The sequence below is a fragment of the Roseibium sp. SCP14 genome (assembly GCF_040329475.1).
Taxonomy (GTDB): domain Bacteria; phylum Pseudomonadota; class Alphaproteobacteria; order Rhizobiales; family Stappiaceae; genus Roseibium.
In genome coordinates this window covers 52,636-67,294 of the sequence record NZ_JBDZYH010000015.1, presented here as the reverse complement: position 1 = coordinate 67,294, position 14,659 = coordinate 52,636, and the positions used below count along the sequence as shown (strand labels likewise).

General features: G+C 53.8%; 14 protein-coding genes. 5 read left to right on the top strand and 9 right to left on the bottom strand.

Going from position 1 to position 14,659, the window contains the following annotated elements; all coding sequences use genetic code 11:
* On the bottom strand, positions 1–3,496 hold a 3,496-nt coding region (locus ABLQ08_RS31890; RefSeq protein ID WP_352950813.1), incomplete at its 3' end, for a beta strand repeat-containing protein.
* Between the two features lie 634 nt (positions 3,497–4,130).
* Between ABLQ08_RS31890 and ABLQ08_RS31885 the strand changes: the two genes are divergently transcribed.
* The gene (locus tag ABLQ08_RS31885) at positions 4,131–4,364 is read left to right on the top strand and encodes a type II toxin-antitoxin system CcdA family antitoxin (protein WP_352950812.1); all 234 of its coding nucleotides are present in this window, start codon (positions 4,131–4,133) and stop codon (positions 4,362–4,364) included.
* The gene (locus ABLQ08_RS31880; RefSeq protein WP_352950811.1) at positions 4,364–4,663 is read left to right on the top strand and encodes a CcdB family protein; all 300 of its coding nucleotides are present in this window, start codon (positions 4,364–4,366) and stop codon (positions 4,661–4,663) included. The genes ABLQ08_RS31885 and ABLQ08_RS31880 overlap by 1 nt, the downstream gene beginning before the upstream one ends.
* Before the next feature lie 543 nt (positions 4,664–5,206).
* On the opposite strand, the gene ABLQ08_RS31875 is transcribed toward ABLQ08_RS31880, so the two are convergent.
* The 4 genes from ABLQ08_RS31875 to ABLQ08_RS31860 all read right to left on the bottom strand — a co-directional run bounded on the left by ABLQ08_RS31875 (position 5,207) and on the right by ABLQ08_RS31860 (position 8,893).
* Positions 5,207–5,851: an SAM-dependent methyltransferase gene (locus ABLQ08_RS31875; protein ID WP_352950810.1), complete on the bottom strand. Its 645-nt coding sequence runs from the start codon at positions 5,849–5,851 to the stop codon at positions 5,207–5,209.
* A 452-nt stretch (positions 5,852–6,303) separates the two neighbouring features.
* On the bottom strand, positions 6,304–7,014 hold the full coding sequence (locus tag ABLQ08_RS31870; protein WP_352950809.1) for a hypothetical protein: 711 nt from the start codon (positions 7,012–7,014) through the stop codon (positions 6,304–6,306).
* 96 nt (positions 7,015–7,110) lie between these two features.
* On the bottom strand, positions 7,111–8,538 hold the full coding sequence (locus tag ABLQ08_RS31865; protein ID WP_352950808.1) for a carbohydrate porin: 1,428 nt from the start codon (positions 8,536–8,538) through the stop codon (positions 7,111–7,113).
* The gene (locus ABLQ08_RS31860; RefSeq protein WP_352950807.1) at positions 8,477–8,893 is read right to left on the bottom strand and encodes an MBL fold metallo-hydrolase; all 417 of its coding nucleotides are present in this window, start codon (positions 8,891–8,893) and stop codon (positions 8,477–8,479) included. The genes ABLQ08_RS31865 and ABLQ08_RS31860 overlap by 62 nt, the downstream gene beginning before the upstream one ends.
* A gap of 265 nt (positions 8,894–9,158) precedes the next feature.
* Here ABLQ08_RS31860 and ABLQ08_RS31855 point away from each other — a divergent pair, with 265 nt between their 5' ends.
* Positions 9,159–9,521 carry a hypothetical protein gene (locus ABLQ08_RS31855; protein WP_352950806.1) on the top strand — a complete coding sequence of 121 codons (363 nt, stop codon included), beginning with the start codon at positions 9,159–9,161 and terminating at the stop codon, positions 9,519–9,521.
* A gap of 255 nt (positions 9,522–9,776) precedes the next feature.
* A complete protein-coding gene (locus ABLQ08_RS31850) occupies positions 9,777–10,229 on the top strand; it encodes a GNAT family N-acetyltransferase (RefSeq protein WP_352950805.1) in 453 nt (150 codons plus the stop codon).
* A gap of 322 nt (positions 10,230–10,551) precedes the next feature.
* On the opposite strand, the gene ABLQ08_RS31845 is transcribed toward ABLQ08_RS31850, so the two are convergent.
* Together ABLQ08_RS31845 and ABLQ08_RS31840 are read right to left on the bottom strand one after the other, a co-directional pair.
* A complete protein-coding gene (locus tag ABLQ08_RS31845; RefSeq protein ID WP_352950804.1) occupies positions 10,552–11,076 on the bottom strand; it encodes a GrpB family protein in 525 nt (174 codons plus the stop codon).
* Between the two features lie 50 nt (positions 11,077–11,126).
* A complete protein-coding gene (locus tag ABLQ08_RS31840; RefSeq protein ID WP_352950803.1) occupies positions 11,127–11,528 on the bottom strand; it encodes a GNAT family N-acetyltransferase in 402 nt (133 codons plus the stop codon).
* A gap of 364 nt (positions 11,529–11,892) precedes the next feature.
* Here ABLQ08_RS31840 and ABLQ08_RS31835 point away from each other — a divergent pair, with 364 nt between their 5' ends.
* Positions 11,893–12,120, top strand: a complete 228-nt coding sequence (locus ABLQ08_RS31835) for a hypothetical protein (protein WP_352950802.1) — start codon at positions 11,893–11,895, stop codon at positions 12,118–12,120.
* 213 nt (positions 12,121–12,333) lie between these two features.
* Here the strand turns inward: ABLQ08_RS31835 and ABLQ08_RS31830 are convergent, their stop codons facing one another.
* Both ABLQ08_RS31830 and ABLQ08_RS31825 read right to left on the bottom strand, forming a co-directional pair.
* Positions 12,334–13,212, bottom strand: a complete 879-nt coding sequence (locus ABLQ08_RS31830; protein WP_352950801.1) for a GNAT family N-acetyltransferase — start codon at positions 13,210–13,212, stop codon at positions 12,334–12,336.
* 309 nt (positions 13,213–13,521) lie between these two features.
* The gene (locus ABLQ08_RS31825; protein WP_352950800.1) at positions 13,522–14,511 is read right to left on the bottom strand and encodes a LacI family DNA-binding transcriptional regulator; all 990 of its coding nucleotides are present in this window, start codon (positions 14,509–14,511) and stop codon (positions 13,522–13,524) included.
* Positions 14,512–14,659: the final 148 nt, after the last annotated feature.

Here is a 14,659-nt window from a genome sequence, read left to right as displayed (position 1 = left end):
TCAGTTTGGTCTCGTCATAGCCACCAGAAGCATTCGGGGTGTAGACATAAACAGCGCCGGCGTTCGTTGCAGCATCGTCATCTCCGTAAGCACCAACCACAATGGTGCCAGTCTCATTGCTGCCAACGGCACGGCCGAAGTAATCGGAACTTCCTCCGTCGGAAGCTATCAGTTTAGAAGCGCCACCCGAACCGCCGGTGATGCGTATTGTCACCGTTTCCGTGGAGGTTCCTCCGTTGCCGTCATCCACCGTGTAGGTGAAGGTGTCGGTTGCTATCTCACCGACAGAAAGATAACCGAATGCGCCGCTGGGATCGTAGCTGAAGGTGCCGTCGCCGTTGTTGGTGACAGAGCCAAGCGTTCCCGCGGTATCAAGACTGAAGGTGTGAGAGTCGGAAGCATCCACATCAGAATAGTTGGCAGTCACGGTAACTGCCGGCCCGTCTTCTGATGCAGTCGCACTCACAGCAACAGCAACCGGAGCATCATTCTGGCCGGTGATGTTGATTGTCACGGTCTCGGTCGAGGTGCCGCCATTGCCGTCATCGACGGTGTAGGTGAACGTGTCGGTCGCGATCTCGCCGACAGCCAAATGTTCGAACTGACCATTCGGGTCATAGCTGAAGGTGCCGTCACCATTGTTGGTAACTGACCCAAGTGTGCCTGAGGTGTCGATGCTGAAGGTGTGGGTGTCGGACGTGTCAGCATCGGAATAGTTCGCGATCACGGTGACGGACGGTCCGTCTTCGGATGCTGCAGCGGCGACAGCCAAGGCGACCGGCGCATCGTTCTGGCCGGTGATGGTGACCGTCACGGTCTCCGTCGAGGTACCACCGTTGCCATCATCGACAGTGTAGGTGAACGTGTCGGTCGCGGTCTCTCCGGAGGCCAAGTGCTCGAACTGGCCGTTCGGATTATAGCTGAACGTACCGTCGCCGTTGTTGGTGACGGAACCGAGCGTGCCCGTGGTGTCGACGCTGAAGGTATGGGTATCGGAAGCATCCGCATCAGAATAGTTGGCGGTGATTGTGAGCGCCGGTCCGTCTTCTGATGCTGCCGAACTGACAGCAACAGCAACCGGAGCATCATTCTGGCCGGTGATGGTGACCGTCACGGTCTCGGTCGAGGTGCCGCCATTGCCGTCATCGACGGTGTAGGTGAAGGTGTCGGTCGCGGTCTCGCCGACGGCCAGGTGCTCGAACTGACCGTTCGAATGGTAGGAAAACGTGCCGTCGCCATTGTTGGTAACGGAGCCGAGCGTGCCTGTGGTGTCGATGCTGAAGGTGTGGGTATCGGAGGCATCGGCATCGGAATAGTTCGCGGTCACGGTGACGGACGGTCCGTCTTCCAATGCAGCAGCGGCGACAGCCAAGGCGACCGGCGCATCGTTCTGACCAGTAATGGTGATTGTCACGGTCTCGGTCGAAGTGCCGCCATTGCCGTCATCGACGGTGTAGGTGAAGGTGTCGGTCGCGATCTCGCCGACAGCCAAATGTTCGAACTGACCATTCGGGTCATAGCTGAAGGTGCCGTCCCCATTGTTGGTGACCGAGCCAAGCGTGCCCGTTGTGTCGACGCTGAAGGTGTGGCTGGCGGAGCCGTCCGCATCAGAATAGTTGGCGGTGATCGTGAGCGCCGGTCCGTCTTCTGATGCTGTCGAACTGACAGCAACAGCAACCGGAGCATCATTCTGGCCCGTTATGGTGACCGTCACGGTCTCCGTCGAGGTACCACCGTTGCCATCATCGACAGTGTAAGTGAACGTGTCGGTCGCCGTTTCACCGGCAGCCAGGTGCTCGAATTGCCCGTTCGGATCGTAGGAGAATGTACCATCGCCATTGTTGGTGACCGAGCCAAGCGTGCCCGAGGTGTCGATACTGAATGTGTGGCTGTCGGAGGCATCCGCGTCTGTAAAACTTGCGGTGAGAACCGATCCAGGCCCGTCTTCAGAAACGGTCGTGGTAAGTGCAACGGCCACCGGAGCATCATTCTGTCCGGTGATTGTAACGGTAACCGTTTCTGTTGCGGAGACACTCTGGCTGTCTGTGACTGTAAAGGAGAATGTCTCTTGCACCGTTTCACCTGCAGCCAGACTGTTGTAATTCCCTCCGGCAGCGAATGTGTAGGTACCATCACCGTTATCCGTGATGGTGTTGTAAGAGCCGGCACCAAGATCAAAAGACACTGTGTGGGTGTCCGAGAGGTCCGTATCCGTGAAGGAAGGGGAGAAGGTTACACTCGGGGTATCTTCAGATGCGGCAAGCGCCATTGCTACAGCCACCGGAGCATCATTCTGCCCGGTGATCGTAACGGTCACGGTCTCTGTTGAGTTGCCGCCGTTGCCATCGTCAACTGTGTAGGTGAACGTGTCGGTCGCTGCTTCTCCGGCAGCCAGGTGCTCGAACTGACCGTTCGGGTTGTAGCTGAAGGTACCGTCGCCGTTGTTGGTGACAGCACCAAGCGTGCCCGTTGTGTCGACGCTGAAGGTGTGGCTGTCGGAGCCGTCCACATCAGAATAATTGGCAGTCACGGTAACTGCCGGCCCGTCTTCTGATGCAGTCGCACTCACAGCAACAGCAACCGGAGCATCATTCTGACCGGTAATGGTGATTGTCACGGTCTCGGTCGAAGTGCCGCCGTTGCCGTCGTCGACCGTGTAGGTGAAGGTGTCGGTCGCCGTTTCGCCGGCGGCCAGGTGCTCGAACTGGCCGTTCGGGTCGTAGCTGAAGGTGCCGTCGCCGTTGTTGGTGACAGAGCCAAGCGTGCCCGTTGTGTCGACGCTGAAGGTGGGGCTGTCGGAGCCGTCCGCATCAGAATAATTGGCGGTGATTGTGACCGCCGGTCCGTCTTCCGATGCTGCCGAACTGACGGCAACAGCAACCGGAGCATCATTCTGTCCGGTGATTGTGACCGTCACGGTCTCGGTCGAGGTGCCGCCGTTGCCGTCGTCGACGGTATATGTGAACGTGTCGGTCGCGGTCTCGCCGACGGCCAGGTGCTCGAACTGGCCGTTCGGGTCGTAGCTGAAGGTGCCGTCGCCGTTGTTGGTGACAGAGCCAAGCGTGCCCGTTGTGTCGACGCTGAAGGTGTGTGTGTCGGAACCATCCACATCGGAATAGTTGGCAGTCACGGTAACTGCCGGCCCGTCTTCCGATGCAGTCGCACTCACAGCAACAACAACCGGAGCATCATTCTGGCCGGTTATGGTGACAGTCACGGTCTCTGTTGAGCTGCCGCCATTGCCATCGTCAACTGTGTAGGTGAAGGTGTCGGTCGCCGTTTCGCCGGCGGCCAGGTGCTCGAACTGGCCGTTCGGGTCGTAGCTGAAGGTACCGTCGCCGTTGTTGGTGACAGAGCCAAGCGTGCCCGTTGTGTCGACGCTGAAGGTGTGGGTGTCGGAAGTATCAGGATCCGTGAATTCGGCGTATACGATAATGGCTGAGTTTTCATCTGATGACGCGGAAATTGCATTTGCTGCAGGAGATGTATTTGCCATTATCGACCCTTAAGTCCCTTAGATATATTAACAAATCATGTGTTCCAAAAGTCGAATCGAGTCTCGAAACAAATTGACGTTAACAGGGCAAAAATCGATCACAAGTTATAAGTGTGCGTCTTTAGGTTGAGTATCTGAGTACCGCAACGTAAACAATGTTTTACGGTGTGGGCTATTTGGGGATGGATGCAGCGCATCAGATTTGTTCAGTAACCGTAATTTTTCGCGCTACTTATCGCTTCAACAAGAGGCATTAAGTGCCAGGGCCGGTAGAAATATAATTTCGACAAAAAAAGTTGTCAGGTTCTCAGCGTCCTCGGTAATCGTCATACGCACCATAAGCTACGCGCAGCTACGGGCCTTGGCTCAGCGGTGCGCCGTCTGTTGCTGGTCGATGGCACTTAGTGTCTCGTGCGGGAGCCGGTTGTCAGCGTCCAGAACGGACACATAAGTATATGATAATGTCCTTTATCAGGCATCTCTCCTTAGAGAAGAAGGTGCGTTTTCTTAGCGGAAATATTTAGTTTTGAGTAATTCCATAAAACGTGTTACGCGCATTTAGTATGCGCATTGAAGGCGCGTGTATTTTGAGATATTATTCAATGCCTCAAAGTACATTTCAGGAACGATTGATATGTCGCCAGCTGCTGCTCGCAAATCGACCAACCTGACAATCGACGCCTCACTGGTTCGCTCGGCGAAGGAACTCGGGATCAACATCTCGCAGGCCGCCGAGGAAGGTATTCGCTCCGCTGTGACCAAAACGCTTGCTGATCAATGGAAACTGGAAAACCAGGCTGCATTGAAAAGTTCAAATACCTTTGTTGAAGAACATGGATTGCCGCTCGAAAAGAACCGGCTCTTCTGATGGCACGAAACCATCTTCATTGGCTTGAACCCGGTCATGTCCTCGTTATGGATGTTCAAGCGGGTCTGCTGGAAAACCTGAACACAAGAGTTGTGGTGCCTTTGCTTCCCAAATCGGAAGCACCTGCACCTGCGAAGTTCCTAAATCCAGTCTTCACTTTCGAAGGCGAGGCTCTCGTCATGGCGACCCAGTTCCTGTCGGCAGTTTCTGCAGCGCAACTCAGTGATCCAATTGGCAGTCTCGATGAGCATTACTCGGAAATAACGAGAGCTTTGGACGTGTTGTTCCAGGGTGTTTGAGCAAACTCGCTTGCTAAGCTGGTGGCATTTGTTTCTACAAAATTGGATGGGACATCTTTTTCGGTTCTGCTCAAGCAACGGCGTCAAAACTCCCTACATGGTCATCTGACGCTGTTCACCCATTCACAGCTCAAGGTTATTTAAACCGCCGAAACTCAGCTGAACAGGAAATCCCCCTGATCGAGTTCGGAAAGCAGGACATCTTCGAGAGTTAGCGTCGTGCTGCCAAACTTCACTAACGTGTCCTGTCCAGTGAAATTTCAGAGAGAATACGAGTTTTCTTGACGCCCAATGATGTTCAATCAGTCGGCATTCAAATCAACAGCCGAACGAATAGCTCATTCTACCTTTCCGTGCCTTGAGCACAACCTCCACTCAAGGAAAGCGGCTGCGTTAAAGCCGTAAAGATAGCGGCGCCATAAGAGCGTGTTCCCATCTGCCTCTCGACAGGCTTGGCTACGCCGGCCCGCACAACTGACCGGGGGCTAACCTCCCTGCCCTGTGGCGACTTCCAGCCCTGCAGCTGCCATCCGCAACCCAATGTCACGTTCTGGCCACCAGTGTGAAGGAGCCTGGGATGGTCGGGTCCAGCCAATCGGGATGCTCGTCGGGCCTTTCGATCGTGAAGCCCGCATTCACGACGGCAGTCACAATCTCGCCCATGGTCCAAAACCTATAGCTACACGTTCCGAGACTTTCGCCATCCTTTACCGGGTTCGGAACATCCGCTTCAATCAAGTCTGCATGGAAGTAATGTTGCGGTCCGTCAGGCCAGTATAGCTTGCGCTGGACTGGATGGAATTCATTCAAGAGCAGCGTGCCGTCATCGTCCGCAAGCTCACGCATAACTTTGAAAAAGCGGTTCAGGTTCTGGTGGTAATGGAGAATGCCAAGTTCAAGCGCATAGCGCCTGTTATCCTCTGAGAAGTCGATTACAACGACGTTCGCGCCGAGATGGCCAAGTGCGACGGCGACTCGCCCATGAGACCCCTGCACACTACAGACACGCCGATCTGCAACTGAACCCAGGTAAGGCAACAAACGTCGCAAGACATGCTTGGGATCAGATGCGATCCTTTGCGCCGCCGCTTCTGGTCCACCAAACGCGGACACCCACGCTTCATAGCGTCGAGCGTTCCATGCACGGCGGTTCGCTTTTGTTTTGTCGTCGAATATCTCGCTGGCCATCGTTCGACATTATCCCGAACCTGATTGACCGCAAGTGTCGGACAGCGGACCCTCAACGCTGCATCGCCATCCGCCACCAGACCGGCTTGGCAACCTTGACCGGCACACCTGTGACCGGGGGCGGACTTCCCTGCCCTATGGCGGCTTCTATGCTGCTGTTGCACTTACCTTGGAAGTCGCAAGGGTGCGCGCTATTCCCAAGTGCGACTTCTGTTTGAAACCAATAGATCATCAGACAGGAGGATTGCGTCATGGGAACAAGCTGTAGCCACCTTACCCTCGATGAATGGCACGAGATTGCCTCTCGGCGTTGCAAGCAACGCCTGCCAGCCGGTGAAGATGCTGGCGCTAAGCAAACGTGTCGCTAGCGCAAAATGGCTGTGGCTCTCATTAAGAGTACATCGAAACACTGATGCCCTTCCAGCTGGCATCGGTTTGATTCAGCGTTGCATTCAACCGTTGGATGGCAAAAGCGTGTAATATTGGTGGAATTCATCACCAATAGCCATGTTGCATTCGGACTGTTTAAGATCGAGAACAATCGGTTCTTCGAGAACGCGTGTGCGCCAACTCCAGCCTTCAGGCAACGATTTCATTTGAGCGCCGAGATTGTCCAGATCGCTCAATGTGAACTGTGCTTCATGGGCTTGGAGGATCCAGACGTTGCCATCAGTGTCGACAAATTCCCACACCTTTTTGCCGTTGTCGTAGACCATTTTCTGGGTTTTGCAGGTCTTGAACTGTGTGTAGGGAACAGTTCCTTTGCTGCCACCCAGGAATTTGGCCTCGATTTGTGCCACCCACCTGGCTGGAATGTCATTAAAGGTTTCGGTTTCACCGAAACCGACTGTCTGCGAATCCATGACCCAGTAATGAGGGCCATTCTTCTGGATTTCCTCGACGCCCAATTCAGCGGCCATCTTCTCCGGGTCGAGGCTTTGCCACAGATCTTCCGGACAGTCACCGAGGCCTGAAGAATTGTAGATGTCCACCATACCGTCCTTGATCAAAAGAACTTCGCAGAAACGCATGTCTCGCGTTTTTTCCAGTTCGACGGGTTTGGTCTGTTCCTGGGCCAGCGATGTTGCAGTAAGCATGGAAGTAAAAATTACTGCCACAAAAGTGCCAGGCAAGGAAAAATTGACTTCATTGAATTTGAACATCCGAATTTCCTCCTCCAATACTGCTCTTCAGAAACTGACGATGCGTACTTCACCTCCTTTCGATGTGATTTCGCCTTGCTGCGCTCTTCAAAGACATCAGAATGTGATGCGAGAGCGCAAACTCCAGACGACGGCTCCATCATGTTTCGGGTTGGCTGCCGGATTGACGAAAAACTGAACCGCCGGCGTGACAGCAAATGCTCTCGTAATCTGCGCACGATAGAACATTTCCGCAGTGTACTGATCCTGCAGTCTGTCATTGGACGGGTTTCCCCAGCCAAGCGCCACTCCAAATGCATCCCGGGCAACCCGGTTCTTCGTATCGATGGCCACGCCCAAACCAGCAATCAGGTCTGCTCTGAAAATGGAGGCATTTCCATCGGAGATGCCGCCGAGAACAAATGGATACCAGCGATCTTCGAAAAGACGGCTTGCCTGGAAGGTGATACCGGTTGAAGCTGAAGTTCCGGCGTTAACACGTTGATCTTGATGCCAGATTTGAAATTTCAAACTGTCCCATTTCCATCGGTCGGGAGTCGTCGGATAGTATCTGAACTCGGCTGAATAGTAGAATTCACCCTCACCAATTGTGTTGAAGGGATTGTCCGTGGTTTTGCCATTGGCATCGTGAATACCGGCAACGGCAACAAAGTGAGGGTGTGGTTCAATGCCAATCCCGAACCCAAGGGCACGGCCAGGCGCAGGTTTGCTAAGACTGGATTGCAGGCCCGTATTTTGAAATCCGCGCATCGATGAGGATAGGGCGTAGGTATTGTACCAGGAGATCGCACTGATCTTGCCGGTGACGAACTTGAATTTTCCGTCCAAAAGCGTCTGCCGCCAAGCCAACTCTGTCATCGCGGAACCGAAGTCGCTAAAGCCTGTACCGGTGTTGGTAACGCTGCCGAATTGTAAACCCAGACTGGTGGGAGGGATATCCCGGTTGACCGTGTTTCTGTTTTCCAAACGGAAGGTCAATATTCCCGGGTTTGTTGTATCTCTCCCTAGTAGAGTCCAGGCTCCCTGAATTTGTCCTCGAACAGCAGCGGCATCTTTGACGTCGGTTAATGTTGGGTTCGCATGTTGATACAGGCCCTGATAACTGAAATTGAGTTTGAGGCCGATATTGTCATTCAGACGTTTCTTGAAATTGAACCAGGGCTGCAGCGTGCCCTTTAACGGTCGGACTTCAATCAGCCCACGCGTCTGCGCATCATCTTCCGCAATATCGGCCGTAACGCCGTTACCGCCTTCAAGCGTCGGTGCCTGGCTGTATCCGGAGTTGGTCGCAACTTGCGCACTTTGCCCAGAATTTGCACTTTGTTGCGCTGCTACAAACAACGGTAGCGTAGCAAACAAACCAAACACGGTCGCGAACGTCACGTGTCGCTGAACCATTTGCTGCTCCTGGAATGCAAGAGTGATTAGTCTACTGCTACGTATTTTTTGTGCAAGCGAGTTCCTAGTTGGGCACACGACTAGAGGGATGGCGATCTGGAAGAAAATGTGAGCGTATGCTTCCACCCGAAACGTTGCCCTGCGTGTGTCCCGGCGCCGGGATCAATGTCACATGTTCACCCAGCTTATGTCCTGCCTCAACCAGCTCGACCTGCTCCGCTTCGATCACCGGCAGAACGCTTTCTACGTAAAGATCACTGTGGCGCGCACGTTGAATTTCTTCGTCAGCAGCAGGCATCAGATAGCGAGCATTCGGGAAAGTGGGTACCCAGCGTTCGTCCTCAAGTCGGCAATTCCAGCCGACGTGATCCACGTGCAAATGGGTGCACAGCACATAGTCAATATCGCTGACGCCCACTCCGGCAGTGGTCAAGGCGGCCATGAACTCGTGTCCGAGTGTTTGCGCCAGTCGGCGCGCCACGACACGGTTTTGTCGTTGCCCACACAGCTAGCAACCAGAATGTTACAAGAAGGCGTTTTCAGCAGAAATCCCTTCACCGGTAGAATCACCCGCCCAAACTGGGGGCAAACGCCACCCGGCACATGCGCTTCAACAGTTTTCCCGACATCAGGTCCTGCTGTCGGAAAGAGTTCCTCCGGCGTCATGAGAGTGGCAGCCTGCCTTTGAACTTGCTGCCGCGAATTCGCCTGTGAAGTGAGAATGGTCCGGATTCGTGCGACGACGATTGACACAAATTGAAAACAACAACTATGAAGTTCATCGGTCGACCAGCGTTTCTCCAAATCGAAACAGAAATATGAAGCTTTTTTCAACGCATTCAATCGTTGGGCTGCTTGCTGCAGCAGGTCTTGTCCTTGCCGGCTGCCAATCAACAACGGACCAGAAAAAATCCACGGAATCGGCTAAGAGCAAATCGCCTGTTGATAGATGTGAGAAGGCCAAAAAGGCTTGGAACTACAACACACCTGATGGGCGGATGGTTGCGTGGATCGTCTGCACAGGAAACACGGACTCCATGGCTGCTTGGCGTGAACACACCCGGCAAAGAACCTGCCAGGCGCAAACTGGTGAACTCTGCAAAGACTGATCGCGTTCTCTCAAACTGACGATGCAATTCCGAGGTACAAACGACCGCCACCCGGCTGTGGGTTGGCGGCGGTTCTTGATGACGTTCGATCAGCATGCTTTATTTGCTCCTCCTCCTTAACCGTTCGTGTATCGGTTGGAAATTCGACTGGAGCCGCCTTTCGAACAGTTCCCCCTTTCCCTGCATGACCTCTGCTCTTCCATAGGTTGGATCACTGCGGTTGAAAGCAATTGGATTGTAACTGAGTGAAGTGCAATGGTGTTAGAGATTAGACAGATTTGCGCCGACGAAGCAGAGGCGGCTGCAGGTCTATTTATTCAAGTCTATAAAGGTGCCCCGTGGCATGAAACTTGGTCTTTTGAAAATGCAAGGGAGCGTTTGAAAGAACTGAGTCGAACACCAAACTGGATAGGTGTAGGTGTCTTCAAGCAAGCTGACCTTGTCGGGTTGTCTATTGGTGTTCCTCATACGTCCGCTGCTGGCAAAACATTGTATATTTCTGAGATCATTGTATGCCCCAACCATCGGCGGCAAGGAATTGGAAATAGACTGATGGAAGCAATCCAGGAGCTGGCTCAGGAAAGAGACTATTGCTCTTCATGGCTTGTTTCCCAGTCCGCTGGGGACTTGTTGAAGTTCTACGAGAACAATCGCTATGTCCGATCTGAGCACCTGAGTGTCTATTCCCGAAAGTTCGATAAGAAGTAAATCTTCCCCTTTTCGCAAGGCGTCTCAACCATTCGGAGTTCGTTGTCTTTGTACGAACAAAACCCAACAACAATGCCGCGTGTTTCTGCGACCAGAAACACTTCTCCACCGTGCGACATTGCTTCCGAGTATCCCTCCGCCTTCAGGCCCGATGCCCAACTTTCGCACTCTTCGGCGGTGTAAGCAGCGGGGCCTAACCCACAGATCGCATCGAGATGTACTGACAGAAGATCATGTCCATCTTTGTTAGTGCCTTGTCTAATCAAGCATAGAGACAAATCTGCTCTCCAGATTTTGTGTAAGAGACAAATCTCGCCTCGCACTATTTCTTTTGACTTTGGACAACGGATTTAATGAAGTTGGTTTTTCGGTCCGCATATTGTCCACGCCCTGCATCTCCCAAGCTTTCAACAAGGTTTTGCTTGAGTTCAGCGTATTGCTTTCGCAGACTTGGATCGGCGCGCAGGGCGTCGCGGAATGTGATGTGATCAAGGCATGCGACATCGTTTGGAGGATACAGGTGCAGGTTGTGGGTCCTCACGTCGCCGTCCCGCAGGCGTATGAACAGACGGCCACTTCGAATGCCGCGATCAATGTAACCTAAATTGGTGAGTGCAGTGGCAATTTCGGTTTCATGATTTGAACGTATCGCAATGTCCAGAATGGGTTTGGCAGGCAGATCCGGCACGGCGGTGCTACCGATATGGTCAATCTCAAACGCGACACCAGGCAAAGCTTTAAAGATCAGTGTGACTTCAATTTCGAACAAGTCGGCCCATATCGGGTCATGCTCGACGAGCCTGAGCGTTGCTTGCCGAAGGCCCAGGGCCGGGATCTTTGACCTCATAAGTCACCTTTCCAGTCTTCAGTGGCGGCAAGTCGCATGTAGGCGTTCGGTCAACCGTTCATTTGCGAACTCAACCTCATGAGACCCGCCTCGGTATGCTCGAAACCACATGTGCGGTAGAACGACGTAAGGTGAGGCTCAAAATCGACGTGCAGCCAGAGTGCGCCGCGATCTTGAGCAATTCTCGTTGCCTTTGCGATCAGACGAGTGGCAATACCTTGCCGCCGTACCCGGGGGTGGACACACGTATCAAGAATAAATGCATGAATGCCCCCATCCCAGGCGACATTAACAAAGCCAACCAGTTGATCGTTCTCATAAGCGCCAATGTGGGCAAGGCTTCGAGATGGAATTTGTGAGAAGTTTCTGCCCGCGCGCTCACCCCAGGCCTCGAGCCAAAGAGCATCCAATTCATTCGAAGAAGGGAAAGGATCAACTCGAAGTGTCACCATTACAGAAATTCCAATTGGTTTTTGTTGAACATGATCTGGAGCGGCGGCGTTCCTCGACCATAGATTGCAAAAATTGACAAGATTAAGATACGAGATTCGTCAGATTAAGGGTGCTCTGGTTTCCGACCTGTAAGGCTTCTGCATCCTTCCATAGGTTGGGTTTCAGGTCACCATCAGAAGTGTTTGGGGTGACATGATCGAATGACCGTTTCGAGCTAGCGAAGTAACTCGGCCTGATGCCGTCTCACCCATTCTTGGCAAGCCGCCGCCCGCTCGAGTGTCTCCTTCAGTCCATTTTTCTACTTCGAATTGGAATTCGTGCTACCTTTTAGTCAGGATTGTATCGTCAGGGATTGAAGTAAAAATGATTAAATTGACCAAGCTAACTCATCCAGTCCTCGGATCGATCGCGATGCTCTTCTTGCTGAGTGCCTGCCAGTCAGGCGGTCAATCGGACGGAGGTCTTGAAGCCGGTAGCGCTGCTCCGCCGGTTGCAAATGTTGTTGTTGCCAACGAAGGACCCGACGGGCCTCCAGGTGAGTGTGTCAACGTTTCCGACGAAGGCACTTCGCTTACTCCAGGTTGTCCCTGATCCTGAGCTGATTGAGCTGGGAAACGTGCTCATCCCGGAATGAGAGGGGCACATTCATGTGCTCTGGAAGGGAGTCCCTCCACGTTACCAGTCGGTGCCGATCCAAAACTCTTTGATATGCGACGTCCATCTGCATGGCGCTGAGAATGAAGACCCAACCCCTGGCAAAATGGACGCTCTCACCTGTTCGGTTGCCGCAGGGGCTTGCTGTTTCTAGGTATTATCGGGGCGTTCGAAGGTTCCAGCAGGCGGCAGCATCGCCAAGACCTGGGTTTCGCAATGTTCAAAGCCGCACCGCCGATAGATCCGGCCAGCGGGGCTGTTGCTGAGCGCGTGCAGGACCGGCACGGTATCCGGGGCTCGGGACCTTGCCCAATCAACCCCCGCGGTTACAAGCGCTGCGCAGATACCCCGCCGCCGGTGGCTGGGCCGGGTCTCGACTTCCTGAAACCGCGCCACGCCATGATCGGCATAGATACCCAGATCCGCGGCCAGAAGGTCACCCTCAAAGGCTCCCAGCCAGGTTGCCCAGCCTTCCGCAATCTGGCGGCGCCGGCTCGCGAAGCGAGAGCGAAGGTATATTTCGTAGGAAGAGCGCTCGAAGCCCTGCTCGACGCCCGTATCAATTTGCAGCGCAATGACCTGATGCCAATCTGACTCGCTTTCGACAGGACGAATGTCAATCCCCTTTGGTACGGGTGCGCGCTCCAGAGGGGCTGTCAGGCTCAGGACATCAATCTGCTCAAGCTCGAACCCCAAAGCCGATAACGGCTCGTGTTCCGGTCCGATCTTCATGTCAGGGATATCCCAAGAGATCGCAACATGTGCTGCTTCGGGGAAATCTGAGCGAAATTGTGCAATCTGCCGCTCCGGATCGACATGGGCGCTCCGAAAGGTGACCATGTTCCCGTCCCAACAATGCGGCTCGTCCGGCATGCGTAGAACGATGCGGTCCTCATGCGCCTCAACCTCGCTGACGCCGCGCGCGATCAACAGGCCGCTGCGCACTCCCAGGGTTTGCGCTTCCGCAAGCGTGGTTTCTTTAACTTCAAGGCCAACGCGCTCGCCGGCGAATTTTTCAATATGACTCACGTCACATTCCTTTCGATCAATCATCCAGGAAGCTCCAGCGACTGCCTTTCGAGACAGCTCTGCCTCTTAAAGGATCGTACCTTGAGCTGAATAGGTGGGTTTTCGCTTTATGTATCCTGCAATTGAAGCGGTTAGAACCGGGCATCAAAATCATTTTGATTGTTGATCAATCTTTGTCGCGTCTCGTTGCCCAGACCGGTCCTTCAGGATCAGGGTTGGCAAATCCGACCGGCATGCCATCCGGTGAAAGAGCCCCCTGTTCGGCTTCCGAACCTCACATGAGATGTCCGCCGGTTTCGTGGCTGGGCATCAAAAGTCGCGTGCAATGAAAGATGTCGGAACGGTTCTCGTGATGCGGTCTTCGTCACAGGACTTGGCGACGCGCAGCTGAATGATTTCCATGATTGCATCAACCGTATCAATCACGCTTTGCTTGATGGTCGACAGATTGTAGGACGGCCAGGAAGCTTGAGGAACATCGTCGAACCCGATGATCCTTATGTCCTGCGGAACGGAAAGTCCGTGTACAAATCGGGCTGTGTCCATGGCCCCCATCGCCATCGCGTCATTCGCACAAAACAAGCAGTCGGGCAAAGGACCTCTTGATGACAGTTTCTCAAACGCCTCCTGCCCGCTTTCGTAACTGAAATCGCCCTCTTCCTTGTCAATCAGCTTCATGTCGCTTCGTGCCAGGGCTTCGAGCAGGCCCACGCTTCTTGAATGGAAAGCAGATGAGGAGCGCCGTGCCGTGACCAGCCAGACGGTCTTGTAATCACGGTCATGGAGGTAGCTGGTCATCTGTTGAATTCCCGTGGCGTCATCGACATTCACGACATCGACCCGCTCGTCCTGCGAGAAGTTGCTGTTGAGCATGATGGGCGGACTGTGGATGCAAAACGGGATTACGTCAGATGCATTGACGGCGTCTGCACTGACGATCGCCGTGTTCAGCGGCATCTGAATGATTTGCGCAAGGGTCTCGGCGCCCCGGTAATTCTCGTCAACGCAGATCGTGTAGGGAACCAGTCCCATTTTCTGAAGTGCATTGTTGAGGTGATGGATCAGATAAGGCCGGCGGAAGTCAGGTTTGCTGATCGTGATCAGCGCAACAATGTTGCTGCTGCCGCTGGCAAGGCTGGAGGCGATCGCGTTGGGGCGATAGCCAAGCTCCCTCGCCGCCTTCAGCACCTTTTCCGCTGTGCGGGCCGATACGCTTGCATCTTTGGTAAAGGTCCGGGAAACCGCCGAGCGCGAAACACCCGCACGTTCGGCGACCTGATCTGCTGTAACACGTTGCATTGGTTCAATATGCTCTTTTTTGCATGCGCGTGCAATATGCGGCTGCGATTTGGGTCCAATCATTCTTGGTGCAATTGTCGCAAATGACTTTCGATTCGACAAGCGCGTGAGAAACTGTATAAAACAGGAGGTAGCGCGGATTCGATTC

What these genes read in the sequence shown, in the direction of transcription:
- ABLQ08_RS31875 (WP_352950810.1), bottom strand. Translation starts at nt 5,851, where the DNA reads ATGGCCAGCGAGATATTCGACGACAAAACAAAAGCGAACCGCCGTGCA.
- ABLQ08_RS31845 (WP_352950804.1), bottom strand. Translation starts at nt 11,076, where the DNA reads ATGAGGTCAAAGATCCCGGCCCTGGGCCTTCGGCAAGCAACGCTCAGG.
- ABLQ08_RS31870 (WP_352950809.1), bottom strand. Translation starts at nt 7,014, where the DNA reads ATGTTCAAATTCAATGAAGTCAATTTTTCCTTGCCTGGCACTTTTGTG.
- ABLQ08_RS31835 (WP_352950802.1), top strand. Translation starts at nt 11,893, where the DNA reads ATGATTAAATTGACCAAGCTAACTCATCCAGTCCTCGGATCGATCGCG.
- ABLQ08_RS31850 (WP_352950805.1), top strand. Translation starts at nt 9,777, where the DNA reads ATGGTGTTAGAGATTAGACAGATTTGCGCCGACGAAGCAGAGGCGGCT.
- ABLQ08_RS31885 (WP_352950812.1), top strand. Translation starts at nt 4,131, where the DNA reads ATGTCGCCAGCTGCTGCTCGCAAATCGACCAACCTGACAATCGACGCC.
- ABLQ08_RS31840 (WP_352950803.1), bottom strand. Translation starts at nt 11,528, where the DNA reads ATGGTGACACTTCGAGTTGATCCTTTCCCTTCTTCGAATGAATTGGAT.
- ABLQ08_RS31880 (WP_352950811.1), top strand. Translation starts at nt 4,364, where the DNA reads ATGGCACGAAACCATCTTCATTGGCTTGAACCCGGTCATGTCCTCGTT.
- ABLQ08_RS31825 (WP_352950800.1), bottom strand. Translation starts at nt 14,511, where the DNA reads ATGCAACGTGTTACAGCAGATCAGGTCGCCGAACGTGCGGGTGTTTCG.